This is a genomic window from Massilia sp. CFBP 13721 (genome assembly GCF_014842025.1).
Classification (GTDB): domain Bacteria; phylum Pseudomonadota; class Gammaproteobacteria; order Burkholderiales; family Burkholderiaceae_D; genus Telluria.
Genome location: NZ_JACYUY010000047.1, coordinates 1 through 13223 on the forward strand (window position 1 = coordinate 1; position 13223 = coordinate 13223).

Sequence of the window (13223 nt, forward strand, 5' to 3'; positions counted from 1 at the left end):
CAGGTCGGACTGGGGCGACAGTTCGACCGATGCCACCAGGTCGAGGTTCAGCAGCACGGCCTTCTTCGGGATGTTTTCTTTGTCGATGCGGATAAATTTACTCACAATTCTTAAACCTTTATCTATTCACTGACATTTCCCAGAAAATCCAAAATTGACTATTCCGGATATAGCCCACCCACCAATTCAATGTTGCATCAAAAGTCGACCAACTTATTAGCAATGCAATATGCTTTACCTTTATTGCTTAATAATAAATCTTTAGTTATATCCTGTCTAATTAATCCTGCTTCTTCGGCTTGGCGGATCAGCATATCGAACATTAACCGAGAAGTCTTAATTCTCGCATGCGTCTTGGCATAGTTTGAATAGTTATGCCCCTTTTCAAAATCGTCAATTACAATTTGCATTAGATCGTTTAATGCATCTGCTGTTTTAACTGCAGGCACTTTCTCGACTGGAACGAACGGGTTATTGCCAATTTCAGGTTTCTTGAAAAGCGGTGCCCCGTGGAGTGATCGAATCAACTCATCAAATGCGAACTCAAACCCGTCGATCTTCGAAAAATCAATAAATAATTTTGACTTCAAGAACGTCGGAACATCGTGAGACCCGTTCTGGCGGATTATTGGGATAACTTTATTCTTATCAATATTTTGAAGTAAGTTTGATGTGATAATCATTTTTTCATATCCAACACCACCACTTCCGGAATTCGCCTTTTCGACATATCGATCAGTACAAACCATTACAATACGGTCAGCGCTCGCCAGATTCCGCTCCATAAAATGAGGGAGGTCATCACCAGGCTGGAGATCCCACTGATCGAGAGTTGCATCTACTCCAGTATTACGCAAACGCGTTGCCAAATCCAAAACCCACTTCTTATGCTCTTGGCTATCATGTGAATATGAGATAAATACTTTTGGGATCGACATTTTGGCTTCGTGAAAATTAATCTGAGGTTTAGTTACCTGCAACAACCATTTTCTCGATCAGGATCGAGCCCGTCGATTTGTTCCCGCGCGCCAGCACGTCGTTGCCGACGCCGACGATCTGCTGGAACATCTCGCGCATGTTACCGGCGATGGTGATTTCCTCGACCGGGTATTGAATGACGCCATTCTCGACCCAGTAGCCGGACGCGCCGCGCGAATAATCGCCGGTGACGTAGTTCACGCCCTGCCCCATCAGCTCGGTGACCAGCAAACCGGTACCCATCTTGCGCAGCATGCCTTCGAAATCATCGGCCAGCTTCGTTTCATCGGAGGTGATCGTGAGGTTGTGCGCGCCGCCAGCGTTACCCGTGGTTTTCATGCCGAGTTTACGGGCCGAATACGAACCCAGGAAGTACCCCTGCAGCACGCCGCTGTCGATGACCTTGCGGCGCACGGTGCGCACGCCTTCCTCGTCGAACGGCGAGGAGCCTACTTCGCCGATCACGTGCGGGTCTTCCATGACCTGGATATGGCTTGGGAACACCTGCTTGCCGAGCGTATCGAGGAGAAAAGTAGACTTGCGGTACAGCGAACCGCCCGATACCGCCTGCACGAAAGCGCCCAGCAGGCCGGCGGCCAGCGGCGCTTCGAACAGCACCGGGCAGGTGCGGGTGTCGAGTTTTCTCGCGTTGAGGCGCGCCAGTGCGCGCTCGGCGGCGTAGCGGCCCACCGCTTCCGGCTTGGCCAGCTTTTTCGGGTCGCGCGCCGAGGTGTACCAGTCGTCGCGCTGCATCTTGTTGCCCTTGCCGGCAATCGGCGCGACCGACATCGTGTGACGCGAGAACGGATAGCCGCCGATGAAACCGCGCGTGTTGGCGGCGACGAAGTGGGACTGCTGGACGTAGACGCTGGCGCCTTCGCTGTTGGTGACGCGGCGGTCGACCTCGAAGGCGGCGTTCTCGCAGCGCTGCGCCAGCTCGACCGCTTCTTCGGTGCTGATCTGCCACGGGTAGCACAGGCGCAGGTCGCGCGGGTTCATCTCGAGCATGTCGGCATCGGGCAGGCCGGCCGCGTCGTCCTCGGCGGTGAAGCGGGCGATGTTCCAGGCCGCTTCCACGGTGGCGCGCAATGACGCTTCCGAAAAGTCGGAGGTGCTGGCATTGCCGCGGCGCTGGCCGGCATACACGGTGACGCCGATGCCCTTGTCCTTGTTTTGCTCGATGGTCTCGATCTTGCCGCGACGTACCGACACCGACAACCCGCTGCCCTCGCTGATTTCGACCGAGGCATCGCTCGCGCCCTGCTCTTGCGCGAAGGCGAGGACGTTACGGGCCAACTCTTTCAACTGGTCCTGGGTGTGGGTAAAAACGGTGTCGTTCATATCGTGTTTTTCGTCGCAAGCCCTAAAACAGTTATCATAGCAGCCGTTTACTGTTTTTACTGATCGGCTCAGCGCCAATCGGATTATTCAAATACCATGCCAAATCCAAACCGCGGCTCGGTGGGCTTCCAGTCCAACGAGTTCGAGCAAGAATACGAACGCCCTTCCAAATCTGAGCTGAAGCGCCAGATGGACGAGTTGCAGAAACTCGGCGCGCAACTCGTTGCCGAGCCGCGCGACCGCGTCAAGCGCGTCCCGATGCCGGAAGACGTCAAGGACGCCATCCTGATGTGCCAGACCATCACCAACCACGAAGGCCGCCGTCGCCAGCTGCAGTTCGTCGGCAAGAAGATGCGCACCCTGAGCGAAGAGGAAGTAGCCGTCATCCAGCGCACCATCGACAGCTGGAAAGGTGCCTCGAAAGCCGAGACGGCCGCGCTGCACGCGCTCGAGCGCCGCCGCGAAAAGCTGCTCACCGACGACAAGGCCCTTACTGCCCTGCTCGAAGAAAACCCGGAACTCGACGCCCAGCACCTGCGCACGCTGATCCGCAATGCGCGCAAGGAGCAGGCCGAATCGAAACCGCCGAAGGCCTACCGCGAATTGTTCCAGATCCTGAAGGACCTGAGCAAGAAGAAGGCTGCCCCGGCTGACGACGACGCACTGGACGACGATGAGCCCGCAGACGAGCAGTGAAGTCGAATTGATCATCGGCCTGGTGTCGGTCTCGGACCGTGCCAGCGGCGGCGTGTATGAAGACAAGGGCATTCCTGCGCTGCAGGACTGGATCGCTTCGGCCATCACCACGCCCTACCGCATCGAGCCGCGCCTGATTCCCGACGAGCGCACGCAGATCGAGAAGACCCTGGTCGAGCTGGTCGATGTCGTCGGCTGCCATCTGGTGCTGACCACCGGCGGCACCGGACCCGCGCGGCGCGACGTCACGCCCGAGGCGACGCTCGCCGTCGGCACCAAGGAAATGCCGGGTTTCGGCGAGCAGATGCGCCAGATCAGCCTGCGCTTCGTGCCGACCGCGATCCTGTCGCGCCAGGTGGCAGTGATCCGCGAGACGGCCAGCCACGCGGCGCTGATCATGAATTTGCCGGGCCAGCCCAAGGCGATCAAGGAAACCCTCGAAGGGCTGAAAGACGCCGACGGCAAGGTGATCGCCGGCGGCATCTTCGCCGCGGTCCCTTACTGCATCGACCTGATCGGCGGCCCCTACATGGAAACCAATCCGGCTGTGACGACTGCCTGGCGCCCAAAGGCGGCCCAGCGTCCAGCTCCAACTCTGGACAACGCATGAGCGACCTGCTGCAAACCATCGACATCGACACCGCACCGAATCCGACGGTCGCCATCATCTGGCTGCACGGCCTCGGCGCCGACGGCAATGACTTCGTGCCGCTGGTGCGCGAACTCGATTTAAAAGGGCTGCCGCCGGTCCGCTTCGTCTTCCCGCACGCGAAGCAGATTCCGGTGACGGTCAACGGCGGCTACGTGATGCGCGCCTGGTACGACATCACCGGCGCCGAGCTGACGCGCCGCGAAGACGAAGGCGGCCTGCGCGACTCGCAGCGCGACGTCGAGGCCCTGATCGCGCGCGAAAAAGCGCGCGGCATCCCGGCCTCGAAGATCATCCTGGCCGGCTTCTCGCAAGGCTGCGCGATGACGCTGCAGACCGGCCTGCGCCATCCGGAGAAGCTGGCCGGCATGCTGTGCCTGTCGGGCTACCTGCCGCTCAACGAAAAGGTGGCGCACGAGCGCACCGAGGAAAGCATCGACACCCCGATCTTCATGGCGCACGGCCGCCAGGACCACGTGGTGCCCTTCATCCGCGGCGAGCAGTCGCGCGACATCCTGGAGAAGCTCGGTTATACGATCGACTGGCACGCGTATCCGATGCAGCATTCGCTCTGCTTCGAAGAGGTGCAGGATATCTCGGCCTGGTTGAAAAAAGTACTGGCTTAACAAGCCTCAACCACGGGAGCCCTAGAGCGCCTGAAAAAGCCCCAGGGCAAGGCGCATCGTCGAAGACAGTACGTTAGTACGGCAAGACGGTGCAACGCCGCCATGGGGAATTTTTCAGGTGCTCTCGGCTTCCGTTTTACATTGGAGGTTCAGAAATGGCCAAAAAAGAAGAGCAGCTCGACGAAGAAACGATGGCGCTGATTAACTGGTGCATCGAAGTCGAACAGCACCTGGTCGCCGGCGGCGCCACGCAGAAGGAGGCGCAGGACCACATCGAGGAGCAGGTCGAGTGGTTTACGGATCTGTTTTATGACGGCTTGACGCCCGAAGAGGCGGCGAAGGAAGCGCTGGCTTAAGTTCTAGCTTTGTAAACCCGTGGAGTCAGGACTCCACCCTACAATTCGAGGTGTACGTAGGGTGGAGGGGGGCGCCGAGCCTCCTGACTCCACGGGGTTTAAAATCACTTCGGCAGCGGCGCCGCGCTCGACACCGGAATCGCCGTGCGCGCCGTGTTCATCACCATCGCCAGGAACGTGTAGTAGCCGTTCAAGCCCATCAAGTCGACCACGCCCTGCTCGCCGAACAGGGCCACCGCATCGTTATAGACGCGGTCCGAGACCGCCTTGTTCTGGTGTAGCTCGACGCAAAAATCGTGCACCACCGATTCGTCGACCAGCATCCCCGCCGGCCGTTCGCGCCGCGCGATCGCATTGATCACGTCCGGCGGCACGCCCACCTGCGCCGCGATCGGCGCGTGAATCGCCCATTCCACGCCCTGGTTCCACTGGCGTGCCGTGACCAGGATCGCCAGTTCCGACAACCTGACCCCGATCGCACTGCGGTAACGCAGATACTCTCCCATGCGCTGGGCGTTTTCCAGCAGTTCCGGACTGCGCAGCAGCGGCACGAACGGGCCGTACAGCGCGCCGCGCGGGCCTTCGATCACGGCCTGGGCCGCGCGGCGCTGGGCCTCGGTCATCTCGCTGGGGGGAATCGGGAGCAGGCGGTCGGTCATGTGGGCGTCGCAATCTTGTCGGGATAGCAAACTGTCTTTACAGAAAATATTCGCACAGCTTACGTTAAAGATCAAAGGAAACAGGTTGCGGGAAGTTTATTGTCAACCGTCAACTTTTTGCCGGAGGAAAACCCCATGAGCCATATCATCCACCGCAGCCTGCGCCAGACGCCGCCCGTGGCCGTGCATGCATCGGGCGTGACGATCTTCGACAATGCGGGCAATGCCTATATCGACGCCAGCGGCGGCGCGGCCGTCTCTGCGCTCGGGCATGGCCATCCTGACGTAATCGCTGCCATGCACCGCCAGATCGACCGTTGCGCCTACGCCCACACGGCCTTTTTCACGACCGAGGTGGCCGAGGAACTGGCCGCTCGGCTGGTGGCGCGTGCCCCGGCCGGCATCGAAGCGGTGTACCTGGTCTCGGGCGGTTCGGAGGCGATGGAGACGGCCTTAAAGCTGGCGCGCCAGTATTTCGTCGAGGGCGGCGAAGAACGGCGCTCGCTGTTCATCGCACGGCGCCAGAGCTATCACGGCAATACGCTGGGCGCGCTGGCCGTCGGCGGCAACGAATGGCGCCGCAAGCCCTTCGCGCCGCTGTTGATGGAGGTGCCGCGCGTGGCGCCCTGCTACGAATACCGCGACCGCCGCGACAACCAGAGCGTCGACGAGTACACGGCCCTGCTGCTCGACGAACTCGAGACGGCGATCATGAAGGCGGGGCAGGACAAGGTGATCGGTTTCGTCGCCGAGCCGGTAGTGGGCGCCACCGGCGGCGCCATCCCGCCCACGCCCGGGTATTTCAAGGGTGTCCGCGAAATCTGCGACCGCCACGGCATCCTGTTTATCGCCGACGAAGTCATGTGCGGGATGGGCCGCACCGGCACCATGTTCGCCATCGAGCAGGAAGGCGTGGCGCCGGACATCATCGCCGTGGCCAAGGGACTCGGGGCCGGCTACCAGCCGGTCGGCGCGGTGCTGGCGCAAGGCGCCATCGTCGAGCGCCTGCGCCACGGCAGCGGCAGCTTCCTGCACGGCCACACCTACATCGGCCATCCGGTCGCGGCGGCGGCGGCGCTGGCGGTGCAGCAGGTGATCGAGCGCGATGGTTTATTGGAGCAGGTGCAGCGGCGCGGCGCCACGCTCAAGCGCATGCTGGGCGACGTCTTCGGCAAGCACGAACACGTGGGCGACATCCGCGGGCGCGGGCTGTTCGTCGGCATCGAACTGGTGCAGGACCGCGCGACCAAGGCGCCGTTCGCGCCGGAGCGCAAGCTGCACGCGGCGATCAAGACGGAGGCGATGGCGCGCGGGCTGATGGTGTATCCGATGGGGGGTACGATCGACGGCCAGCGCGGCGACCATATTTTGCTGGCGCCGCCGTTCATCGTCACGGCGAGCGAGTTGTCGGAGATCGTGACGCGGCTGGCCGAGGCGGTTGATGCAGCACTATCGACGTAAGGTGGGCGGCTCCACCCGGTTGCCCGCACCGACGTAACGCAGGCGCCGCCCACGCGTTCAGCGAACGTCAAAGGCGGCGCGAAATTTCAAGGGATGGTTGAACGCGTGGGCGGCATTAAAGCCGCGGAGATTCAACCAACCGGGTGGAGCCGACCACCCTGCCCCATCACTTCGGAAACGCCACCACTTCCGCCTGCTGTTCCCCCAGCCCCGCAATCCCGAGCCTGAGCTGGTCGCCCTTCTTGAGGAAGCGCTGCGGCTTGCGTCCCAGGCCGACGCCCGGCGGGGTGCCGGTGGTGATGATGTCGCCCGGCTCCAGCGTCATGAAGCGCGAGACGTAGCTGACCAGCTGGGCGACGCTGAAGATCATCTGCGACGTGTTCCCGGTCTGCATGCGCTTGCCGTTCAGTTCCAGGTAGAGGTCGAGGTCCTGCACGTCGTAGACTTCGTCGCGCGTGACCAGGAACGGGCCGACCGGGCCGAAGGTGTCGCAGCCTTTGCCTTTGTCCCACTGCGAACCCATCTCGAACTGATAGGCGCGCTCGGTGACGTCATTGACGACGCAGTAGCCGGCGACGAATTTGAGGGCGTCCTCTTCGCTCACGTACTGGGCGCGGGTGCCGATGATGACGCCGAGTTCGACTTCCCAGTCGGTCTTTTTCGAGCCCTGCGGCAGCTGGATCGGGTCGTCCGGCCCGTTCAGGCAGCTGATCGCCTTGGTGAAGAAGACCGGTTCCGTCGGGATCGCGGCGCCCGTCTCGGCCACGTGGTCGGCGTAGTTCATGCCGACGCCGATGAACTTGCCGATGCCCTTCACCGGCACGCCCAGGCGCGGATTGCCGCGCACCAGCGGCAGCGTCTTGACGTCGACCTTGGCGAGTTTGCGCAAGGCGCGGTCGTTCAGGACCGTGCCATCGATGTCGGCGATGATGCCGGACAGGTCGCGCAGGCGGCCCTCGTCGTCGAACAGGCCCGGCTTTTCCTTGCCCGGGCGGCCATAGCGCACCAATCTCATGTTTTCCCCTTCGTGTTCTGCCGCGTGCACGTGCCACCATGGCGCGCCAGCGGGCAGGCATGATACCAGAGCTTATTTTTTCGCCGTCAGCAGCCAGGCCGTCATGTCGATGGCATCGCGTTCGCTCACGCCCATGGCCGGCATCGCGGTCTGCGGGTCGATCGATTGCGGATCGCGGATCCAGCGCACCAGGTTCGCCTGGTTGTTGGGCAGGCTGCCGGCGACGAAGCGGTGTTCGGCCAGGTCGACCAGTGGGCGCCCGACGTAGGTTTCGGGGCCGGTAATCCCCGGGATCATGTGGCAGGCGCGGCAGGCATGCTGGGCCAGCGCGATGCGTCCGCGTTCGGGATCGCCCTGCACGCCGGTCGGCACCGGCTTGCCCTGGCAGCCGGCCAGCAGCGCCAGCGCCAGGCCCGTAATCAACAAGCGCGCGCTCATCGGGATGCTCCAGTGGATGCGTGCGCAGGCGCAGGCGCTGGCTGCCCGGTCGCCTGCGCATAGTCGCGCGCCGACAGTGTCGGCAGCTTGCCCATGAAGGCGACCACCGCCCACAGGTCGGCGTCGCTCATGTGGAACTGCCAGGCCGGCATGCCGCTCATCTTGATGCCGTGCTTGGTGATCCAGTACAGCTCGCGCGGTGTCCAGCGCGCGCCGGCGTCGATCAGGGGGCCGGGCAGCGGCTGCATGCTCTGTCCGAACTTGGACTGCGCCACGCCCGGCGCGCCGTGGCACTGGACACAATGGGCGTCGTAGACCATCGCGCCGCGCGCCAGTTGCGCGGGTGCGCCCAGGGCCGGCACGGCCACGTCTTCCGAATGGTTGCGCACCGAATAGCGCATGCCCTGCTCCAGCAGCGAGTACACCGGCTGCAGGTGCTGCGAGGTGGCCGTGGTGTCGTACCAGCCGGCGCGCAGCACGACGGCCCCGGCCGCGGCGGCAGCGAGGCCGGCCAGCACCAGGGTGGCGATGGCGGTTTTGAAAATCAGGCGGCGGCGGTTGGAAGGCATCGGCAGGGGGTGCGCACTATTGAAAAAATGATATTGTTTCCTCTTGTATTATATAGAGCCTATGGCTTCATCGGATTCAATTGTGCGCAATCACTTCCCCCTCCCTGCCCTGTCCCGTGCCCGCCCTCTTGGCCTTGCCGGGCTGTGCCTGGCATTGCTGGCCGGCTGCGGCAAGGAACAGGCGCCCAGGCAGGTGAGCGGCGGCGATCCGGCCCAGGGCCAGCGCCTGATGGCGCAGTACCAGTGCACGGCTTGCCATGCGATCCCGGAAGTGCCGGGCGCGGTCGGCAATGCCGGGCCGCCATTGGACCAATTCGGCCGGCGCAGCTACATCGCCGGCGGCATTCCGAACACGCCGGACAACCTGACCCGCTGGCTCGACAACCCGCAAGCCCTGAAACCCGGCAGCGCCATGCCCGACCTGGGCGTCTCGCCCGAGGAAGCGCGCCACATGGCGGCTTATCTGCTGACGCTGCGATGACGGCTGCGATGACGACGCCGCTGCAGTCCGCGCTGCACCCCGCCGGCCCCGATGCGGCCATCATCGCGCAGATGTCCTGGGTCCTGTTTGGCGGCGCCGCCGTCATCTTCGTTGCCGTGATGGCGCTGTTGGTGCTGAGCATGCGTCCCGCCGCGCGGCCGGTGGCGACGCGCTGGTGGATCGCCGGCGCCGGCATCGCCTTTCCGGTCGTGGTGCTGACGGCGCTGCTGGTGTGGAGCACCTGGCGCAGCGCCGAACTGACGCCGCAGACCTCGCGCGGCGCGATGAGCATCGGCGTCACCGCCAAGATGTGGTGGTGGGAAGTGCGCTACCACGACCCGGCCAGCGGCCGCGAAGTGGTCAGCGCCAACGAGATCCGCATTCCGGTGGGGCGTCCGGTGTATGTCGGCCTGACCTCGACCGACGTGATTCACAGCCTCTGGATCCCGGCCCTGAACGGCAAGATGGATACCATTCCCGGCCGCGTCAATGGCCTGACCCTGCAGGCCGACAAACCCGGCATTTATCGGGGCCAGTGCGCCGAATACTGCGGCGCGCAGCATGCGCGCATGGCGCTGCACGTGGTCGCGATGGCGCCCGACGACTTCGCTCGCTGGCTGGCGCGGGAAGCGCAGCCGGCCAGCGCGCCGGACAATGCCCTGGTCGAGCGCGGACGCGCCGCCTTCCTCGAACAGCGCTGCCAGAGCTGCCACACGATCCGCGGCCTGGCCGGGGCCGAACACGCGCGCCTGGGTCCCGACCTGACCCACGTCGGCGGGCGCACCCACATCGCCGCCGGCACCCTGCGCACCCACAGCGGCACGCTGGCCGGCTGGATCGCCAATCCGCAAGCCATCAAACCGGGCGCACGGATGCCGGCTGCCACCGACATCGACGGGGCCACGCTGCACGCCCTGGCCGCCTACCTCGAACAGCTGAAATGACCGACATCCTCACCCAACGTCCGCCCGATGCATTGCCCGGCGCGCTGCCCTCTTCCTTGCCGCGTCCGCCGGACGAACTGGAAAAGCTGGAAAAACCCTGGCAGCGTCCAACCGGCTGGCGCTTCCTGTCGCGCGTCGACAACACCAGCATCGGCCTGCTCTACATCGGCACCGCGCTGCTGTTCTTCCTGCTGGCCGGGATCCTCGGCCTGATGATGCGCGCCCAGCTGGCCGTGCCCGGCAACGGCCTGCTGAGCGCATCCGTGTACAACCAGGTCTTCACCATGCACGGCACGGTGATGATGTTCCTGTTCGCGATTCCGATCGTCGAGGCGATCGCCGTGTTCCTGCTGCCGAACATGCTCGGTGCGCGCGACCTGCCCTTCCCGCGCCTTTCCGCCTATGCCTACTGGGCGTATGCGATCGGCGGCCTCGCCTTCTTCTGCACGCTGTTCTTCGGCCTCTCGCCCGACGGCGGTTGGTTCATGTACCCGCCGCTGACCGGCAAGGAATATTCGCCGGGGCTGAACGCCGACTTCTGGCTGCTCGGGATCGGCTTCATCGAGATCTCGGCGATCGCCGGCGCCATCGAACTGATCGTCGGCATCCTGTTTACGCGCGCACCGGGCATGACGCTGTCGCGCATGCCGGTGTATGCCTGGGCCATGCTGGTCGTCGCCGTGATGATCGTGTTCGCCTTCCCGGCGATCATCGCCGGCACCGCGCTGCTGGAAATGGAGCGCGCCTTCGACTGGCCCTTCTTCATCGGCGAACGCGGCGGCGACCCGATCCTGTGGCAGCACCTGTTCTGGTTCTTCGGCCACCCCGAGGTGTATATCATCTTCCTGCCCGCCGCCGGCATGGTCTCGACCATGATCCCGACCATCGCCGGTACCCCGCTGATCGGGAGAAAAGCGATCATCGTGGCGCTGATCGTCGTCTGCTTCTTCAGCTTCGCGCTGTGGGCGCACCACATGTTCACCGCCGGCCTGGGCGTGATGACGATGAGTTTTGTCTCGGCCGCCAGCATGGCCGTCGCGGTGCCGACCGCGATCCAGGTGTTCGGCTGGATCGCCACGCTCTGGCGCGGCAAGGTCACCATGAACGCGCCGGCCCTGTTCCTGGGCGGCTTCATGTTCATCTTCGTGCTGGGCGGGCTGACCGGCGTCATGGTGGCGCTGCTGCCCTTCGACTGGCAGGCGCACGACACCTATTTCATCGTCGCCCACCTGCATTACGTGCTCGTCGGCGGGATGGTGTTCCCGGTGTTCGCGGCGCTGTATTACTGGCTGCCGCTGCTCAAGGGCCAGCGCCTGTCGGAGCGGGTGGCGAAATGGGTGTTCTGGCTGATGTTCGGCGGTTTTAACATTGCCTTCTTCCCGATGCACGTCACCGGCCTGCTCGGCATGCCGCGCCGGGTCTACACCTATCCCACCGAGATGGGCTGGGATGGGCTGAACCTGGTGTCGACCCTGGGCGCATTCGTGCTCGCGGCCGGCGTGCTGCTGTTCCTGGTCGACGTGGTGCGTACCTTGCTCAAGCCCGAGCAGGAAGTCGGCAATCCGTGGAATGCCTCGACGCTCGAATGGCTGCCGACGGAAGCGTATAACGCGCGCAGCATCCCGGAAGTGAAATCCGCCGATCCGCTGTGGGACCAGCCGAACCTCACCGAACAGGTGGAAGCCGGCCAGCATTACCTGCCGGGCACCGTCAGCGGCCAGCGCGAAACGATCGCCACCAGCCCGATCGCCGCCAGGCCGACTTACCTGCTGATCCTGCCCAGCGACGGCTGGCTGCCGTTCATCGCGGCGGCCGGCACCGCCGGCTTCTTCCTGCTGTTGACGGTCAAGATGACCTTCATTGCCTGGGCTTGCGGGATTACCGCGATCGTCTCGACCGTGGCCTGGCTGTGGGCGGCGGACAAGACTCCCCCGATCAGCGAGGCGCGCGTCTCCGATACGCTGGTGCTGCCGGTCGGCGCCCGCGGCACCGCCTCGCACTCGTGGTGGGCGACCATCATCATGCTGGTGGTCGATGCCACCGTGTTCGCGTCGTTCCTGTTCGCGCACATCCATATCTCGATGCGCCTGGAAGTCTGTCCGCCGCCGTCGGCCAGCCTGCCGGAGCTGCGCTGGTCGATGATCTCGGGTGCGCTGCTGCTGGCGGGTTCGGCCCTGATGCTGTGGGCTGTGCGCAGCCTCGGCCGACGGCGCCTGCCCTGGCTGGCGCTGGCGGCGACCGGCTGCGTGATCGCCGCCTTCCTGGTCGACCTGCACGGCTATCAGCTGGCCGGACTGGCGCCGCGCGCGCAGGCCTGGAGCGCGACGATCGCGGCGCTGGTAAGCTACCAGGGCCTGCACGTGGTCCTGCTGGCGATCGCCGGCCCCTATCTGGCGGCGCGTGCCTGGAGCGGCCGCCTTGGCCCTGCCAGCCGCGCCACGCTCGACAATACGGCGCTGCTCTGGCACTACACGACGCTGCAGGGCATCGCGGCGGCCCTGGCGGTCCATGTCGTCCCCCTGCTGATGGAGTGAGCGATGCGCGAACGGTTCTTCCGAAAGCTGATCCGCGGCACCCTGCCGCTCTTGGTCTGGGCCGCGCATTTCGCCGGCAGCTACGTGCTGGTGGCGGCCCAGTGCAGTCCGGCCGGTTTCACGCCGGGCAACCCGCAGCGGCTGCCGCTGGCGCTGATGACGCTCGTCGCGCTGGCGATCTGCGCGGCGCTGGCCTGGCGCGGGCGCCATGCGCTGGGTGGGAGCGACGAGAAGATCGCGCTGCTGGACCGGGCGGCGGCGCTGACGGCGCTGCTGGCATTCGCGGGGGTGGCGTGGACGTCGGTACCGTTGTGGTTTGTGGATAGTTGTGCGTGATGTGATGCGCGGATGATCAACCGGCGGTTGAACGCGTGGGGTAAGTCAGGCCAGTGGCCTGACTTGCGAGCCGCCCACCCTAACGGTCATTGCGAGCGGCGCCACCCCGGAGCATGAAAGAGAATAGAGGTGGAAGGCAA

The 13223-nt window shown here is 64.1% G+C and carries 15 protein-coding genes; 9 read left to right on the plus strand and 6 right to left on the minus strand.

Annotated features, from left to right (window positions below; all coding sequences use genetic code 11):
• Nucleotides 1–197 precede the first annotated feature (197 nt).
• Together IFT60_RS25855 and pmbA are read right to left on the minus strand one after the other, a co-directional pair.
• Nucleotides 198–938, minus strand: a complete 741-nt coding sequence (locus IFT60_RS25855) for a toll/interleukin-1 receptor domain-containing protein (RefSeq protein ID WP_192056970.1) — start codon at nucleotides 936–938, stop codon at nucleotides 198–200.
• Nucleotides 939–966: 28 nt separating this feature from the next.
• The gene (pmbA, locus tag IFT60_RS25860; RefSeq protein ID WP_192056971.1) at nucleotides 967–2319 is read right to left on the minus strand and encodes a metalloprotease PmbA; all 1353 of its coding nucleotides are present in this window, start codon (nucleotides 2317–2319) and stop codon (nucleotides 967–969) included.
• A 96-nt stretch (nucleotides 2320–2415) separates the two neighbouring features.
• On the opposite strand from pmbA, the gene yjgA reads away from it, so the two are divergent.
• The 4 genes from yjgA to IFT60_RS25880 all read left to right on the plus strand — a co-directional run bounded on the left by yjgA (nucleotide 2416) and on the right by IFT60_RS25880 (nucleotide 4646).
• Nucleotides 2416–3015 carry a ribosome biogenesis factor YjgA gene (gene yjgA, locus IFT60_RS25865; protein WP_192056972.1) on the plus strand — a complete coding sequence of 200 codons (600 nt, stop codon included), beginning with the start codon at nucleotides 2416–2418 and terminating at the stop codon, nucleotides 3013–3015.
• Nucleotides 2993–3625 carry a molybdopterin adenylyltransferase gene (gene mog, locus IFT60_RS25870; RefSeq protein WP_192056973.1) on the plus strand — a complete coding sequence of 211 codons (633 nt, stop codon included), beginning with the start codon at nucleotides 2993–2995 and terminating at the stop codon, nucleotides 3623–3625. The genes yjgA and mog overlap by 23 nt, the downstream gene beginning before the upstream one ends.
• On the plus strand, nucleotides 3622–4290 hold the full coding sequence (locus tag IFT60_RS25875) for an alpha/beta hydrolase (RefSeq protein WP_192056974.1): 669 nt from the start codon (nucleotides 3622–3624) through the stop codon (nucleotides 4288–4290). Before mog ends, IFT60_RS25875 begins: the two co-directional genes overlap by 4 nt.
• 155 nt (nucleotides 4291–4445) lie before the next feature.
• A complete protein-coding gene (locus IFT60_RS25880; RefSeq protein WP_192056975.1) occupies nucleotides 4446–4646 on the plus strand; it encodes a hypothetical protein in 201 nt (66 codons plus the stop codon).
• Nucleotides 4647–4750: 104 nt separating this feature from the next.
• Here the strand turns inward: IFT60_RS25880 and IFT60_RS25885 are convergent, their stop codons facing one another.
• Nucleotides 4751–5305: a carboxymuconolactone decarboxylase family protein gene (locus IFT60_RS25885; RefSeq protein ID WP_192056976.1), complete on the minus strand. Its 555-nt coding sequence runs from the start codon at nucleotides 5303–5305 to the stop codon at nucleotides 4751–4753.
• A gap of 135 nt (nucleotides 5306–5440) precedes the next feature.
• Between IFT60_RS25885 and IFT60_RS25890 the strand changes: the two genes are divergently transcribed.
• Nucleotides 5441–6766 carry an aspartate aminotransferase family protein gene (locus IFT60_RS25890; RefSeq protein ID WP_192056977.1) on the plus strand — a complete coding sequence of 442 codons (1326 nt, stop codon included), beginning with the start codon at nucleotides 5441–5443 and terminating at the stop codon, nucleotides 6764–6766.
• 166 nt (nucleotides 6767–6932) lie between these two features.
• On the opposite strand, the gene IFT60_RS25895 is transcribed toward IFT60_RS25890, so the two are convergent.
• From IFT60_RS25895 to IFT60_RS26730, 3 genes are all read right to left on the minus strand, one after another.
• A complete protein-coding gene (locus tag IFT60_RS25895) occupies nucleotides 6933–7781 on the minus strand; it encodes a fumarylacetoacetate hydrolase family protein (protein WP_192056978.1) in 849 nt (282 codons plus the stop codon).
• A gap of 72 nt (nucleotides 7782–7853) precedes the next feature.
• Complete coding sequence (locus IFT60_RS26725; protein WP_229511219.1) at nucleotides 7854–8219, minus strand: c-type cytochrome; 366 nt, start codon at nucleotides 8217–8219, stop codon at nucleotides 7854–7856.
• Nucleotides 8216–8788 carry a c-type cytochrome gene (locus IFT60_RS26730; RefSeq protein WP_229511220.1) on the minus strand — a complete coding sequence of 191 codons (573 nt, stop codon included), beginning with the start codon at nucleotides 8786–8788 and terminating at the stop codon, nucleotides 8216–8218. The genes IFT60_RS26725 and IFT60_RS26730 overlap by 4 nt, the downstream gene beginning before the upstream one ends.
• Before the next feature lie 82 nt (nucleotides 8789–8870).
• On the opposite strand from IFT60_RS26730, the gene IFT60_RS25905 reads away from it, so the two are divergent.
• Genes IFT60_RS25905 through IFT60_RS25920 form a run of 4 tightly spaced genes read left to right on the plus strand, consistent with a single transcriptional unit; the run spans nucleotide 8871 to nucleotide 13083 of the window.
• Complete coding sequence (locus IFT60_RS25905) at nucleotides 8871–9269, plus strand: c-type cytochrome (protein WP_374001301.1); 399 nt, start codon at nucleotides 8871–8873, stop codon at nucleotides 9267–9269.
• A gap of 8 nt (nucleotides 9270–9277) precedes the next feature.
• Nucleotides 9278–10213: a cytochrome c oxidase subunit II gene (coxB, locus tag IFT60_RS25910; protein ID WP_192056980.1), complete on the plus strand. Its 936-nt coding sequence runs from the start codon at nucleotides 9278–9280 to the stop codon at nucleotides 10211–10213.
• Complete coding sequence (gene ctaD, locus IFT60_RS25915; RefSeq protein WP_192056981.1) at nucleotides 10210–12747, plus strand: cytochrome c oxidase subunit I; 2538 nt, start codon at nucleotides 10210–10212, stop codon at nucleotides 12745–12747. The genes coxB and ctaD overlap by 4 nt, the downstream gene beginning before the upstream one ends.
• A 3-nt stretch (nucleotides 12748–12750) precedes the next feature.
• On the plus strand, nucleotides 12751–13083 hold the full coding sequence (locus IFT60_RS25920) for a hypothetical protein (protein ID WP_192056982.1): 333 nt from the start codon (nucleotides 12751–12753) through the stop codon (nucleotides 13081–13083).
• Nucleotides 13084–13223 lie beyond the last annotated feature (140 nt).

What these genes read in the sequence shown, in the direction of transcription:
- IFT60_RS25855 (WP_192056970.1), bottom strand. Translation starts at nt 938, where the DNA reads ATGTCGATCCCAAAAGTATTTATCTCATATTCACATGATAGCCAAGAG.
- pmbA (WP_192056971.1), bottom strand. Translation starts at nt 2,319, where the DNA reads ATGAACGACACCGTTTTTACCCACACCCAGGACCAGTTGAAAGAGTTG.
- yjgA (WP_192056972.1), top strand. Translation starts at nt 2,416, where the DNA reads ATGCCAAATCCAAACCGCGGCTCGGTGGGCTTCCAGTCCAACGAGTTC.
- mog (WP_192056973.1), top strand. Translation starts at nt 2,993, where the DNA reads ATGAGCCCGCAGACGAGCAGTGAAGTCGAATTGATCATCGGCCTGGTG.
- IFT60_RS25875 (WP_192056974.1), top strand. Translation starts at nt 3,622, where the DNA reads ATGAGCGACCTGCTGCAAACCATCGACATCGACACCGCACCGAATCCG.
- IFT60_RS25880 (WP_192056975.1), top strand. Translation starts at nt 4,446, where the DNA reads ATGGCCAAAAAAGAAGAGCAGCTCGACGAAGAAACGATGGCGCTGATT.
- IFT60_RS25885 (WP_192056976.1), bottom strand. Translation starts at nt 5,305, where the DNA reads ATGACCGACCGCCTGCTCCCGATTCCCCCCAGCGAGATGACCGAGGCC.
- IFT60_RS25890 (WP_192056977.1), top strand. Translation starts at nt 5,441, where the DNA reads ATGAGCCATATCATCCACCGCAGCCTGCGCCAGACGCCGCCCGTGGCC.
- IFT60_RS25895 (WP_192056978.1), bottom strand. Translation starts at nt 7,781, where the DNA reads ATGAGATTGGTGCGCTATGGCCGCCCGGGCAAGGAAAAGCCGGGCCTG.
- IFT60_RS26725 (WP_229511219.1), bottom strand. Translation starts at nt 8,219, where the DNA reads ATGAGCGCGCGCTTGTTGATTACGGGCCTGGCGCTGGCGCTGCTGGCC.
- IFT60_RS26730 (WP_229511220.1), bottom strand. Translation starts at nt 8,788, where the DNA reads ATGCCTTCCAACCGCCGCCGCCTGATTTTCAAAACCGCCATCGCCACC.
- coxB (WP_192056980.1), top strand. Translation starts at nt 9,278, where the DNA reads ATGACGACGCCGCTGCAGTCCGCGCTGCACCCCGCCGGCCCCGATGCG.
- ctaD (WP_192056981.1), top strand. Translation starts at nt 10,210, where the DNA reads ATGACCGACATCCTCACCCAACGTCCGCCCGATGCATTGCCCGGCGCG.
- IFT60_RS25920 (WP_192056982.1), top strand. Translation starts at nt 12,751, where the DNA reads ATGCGCGAACGGTTCTTCCGAAAGCTGATCCGCGGCACCCTGCCGCTC.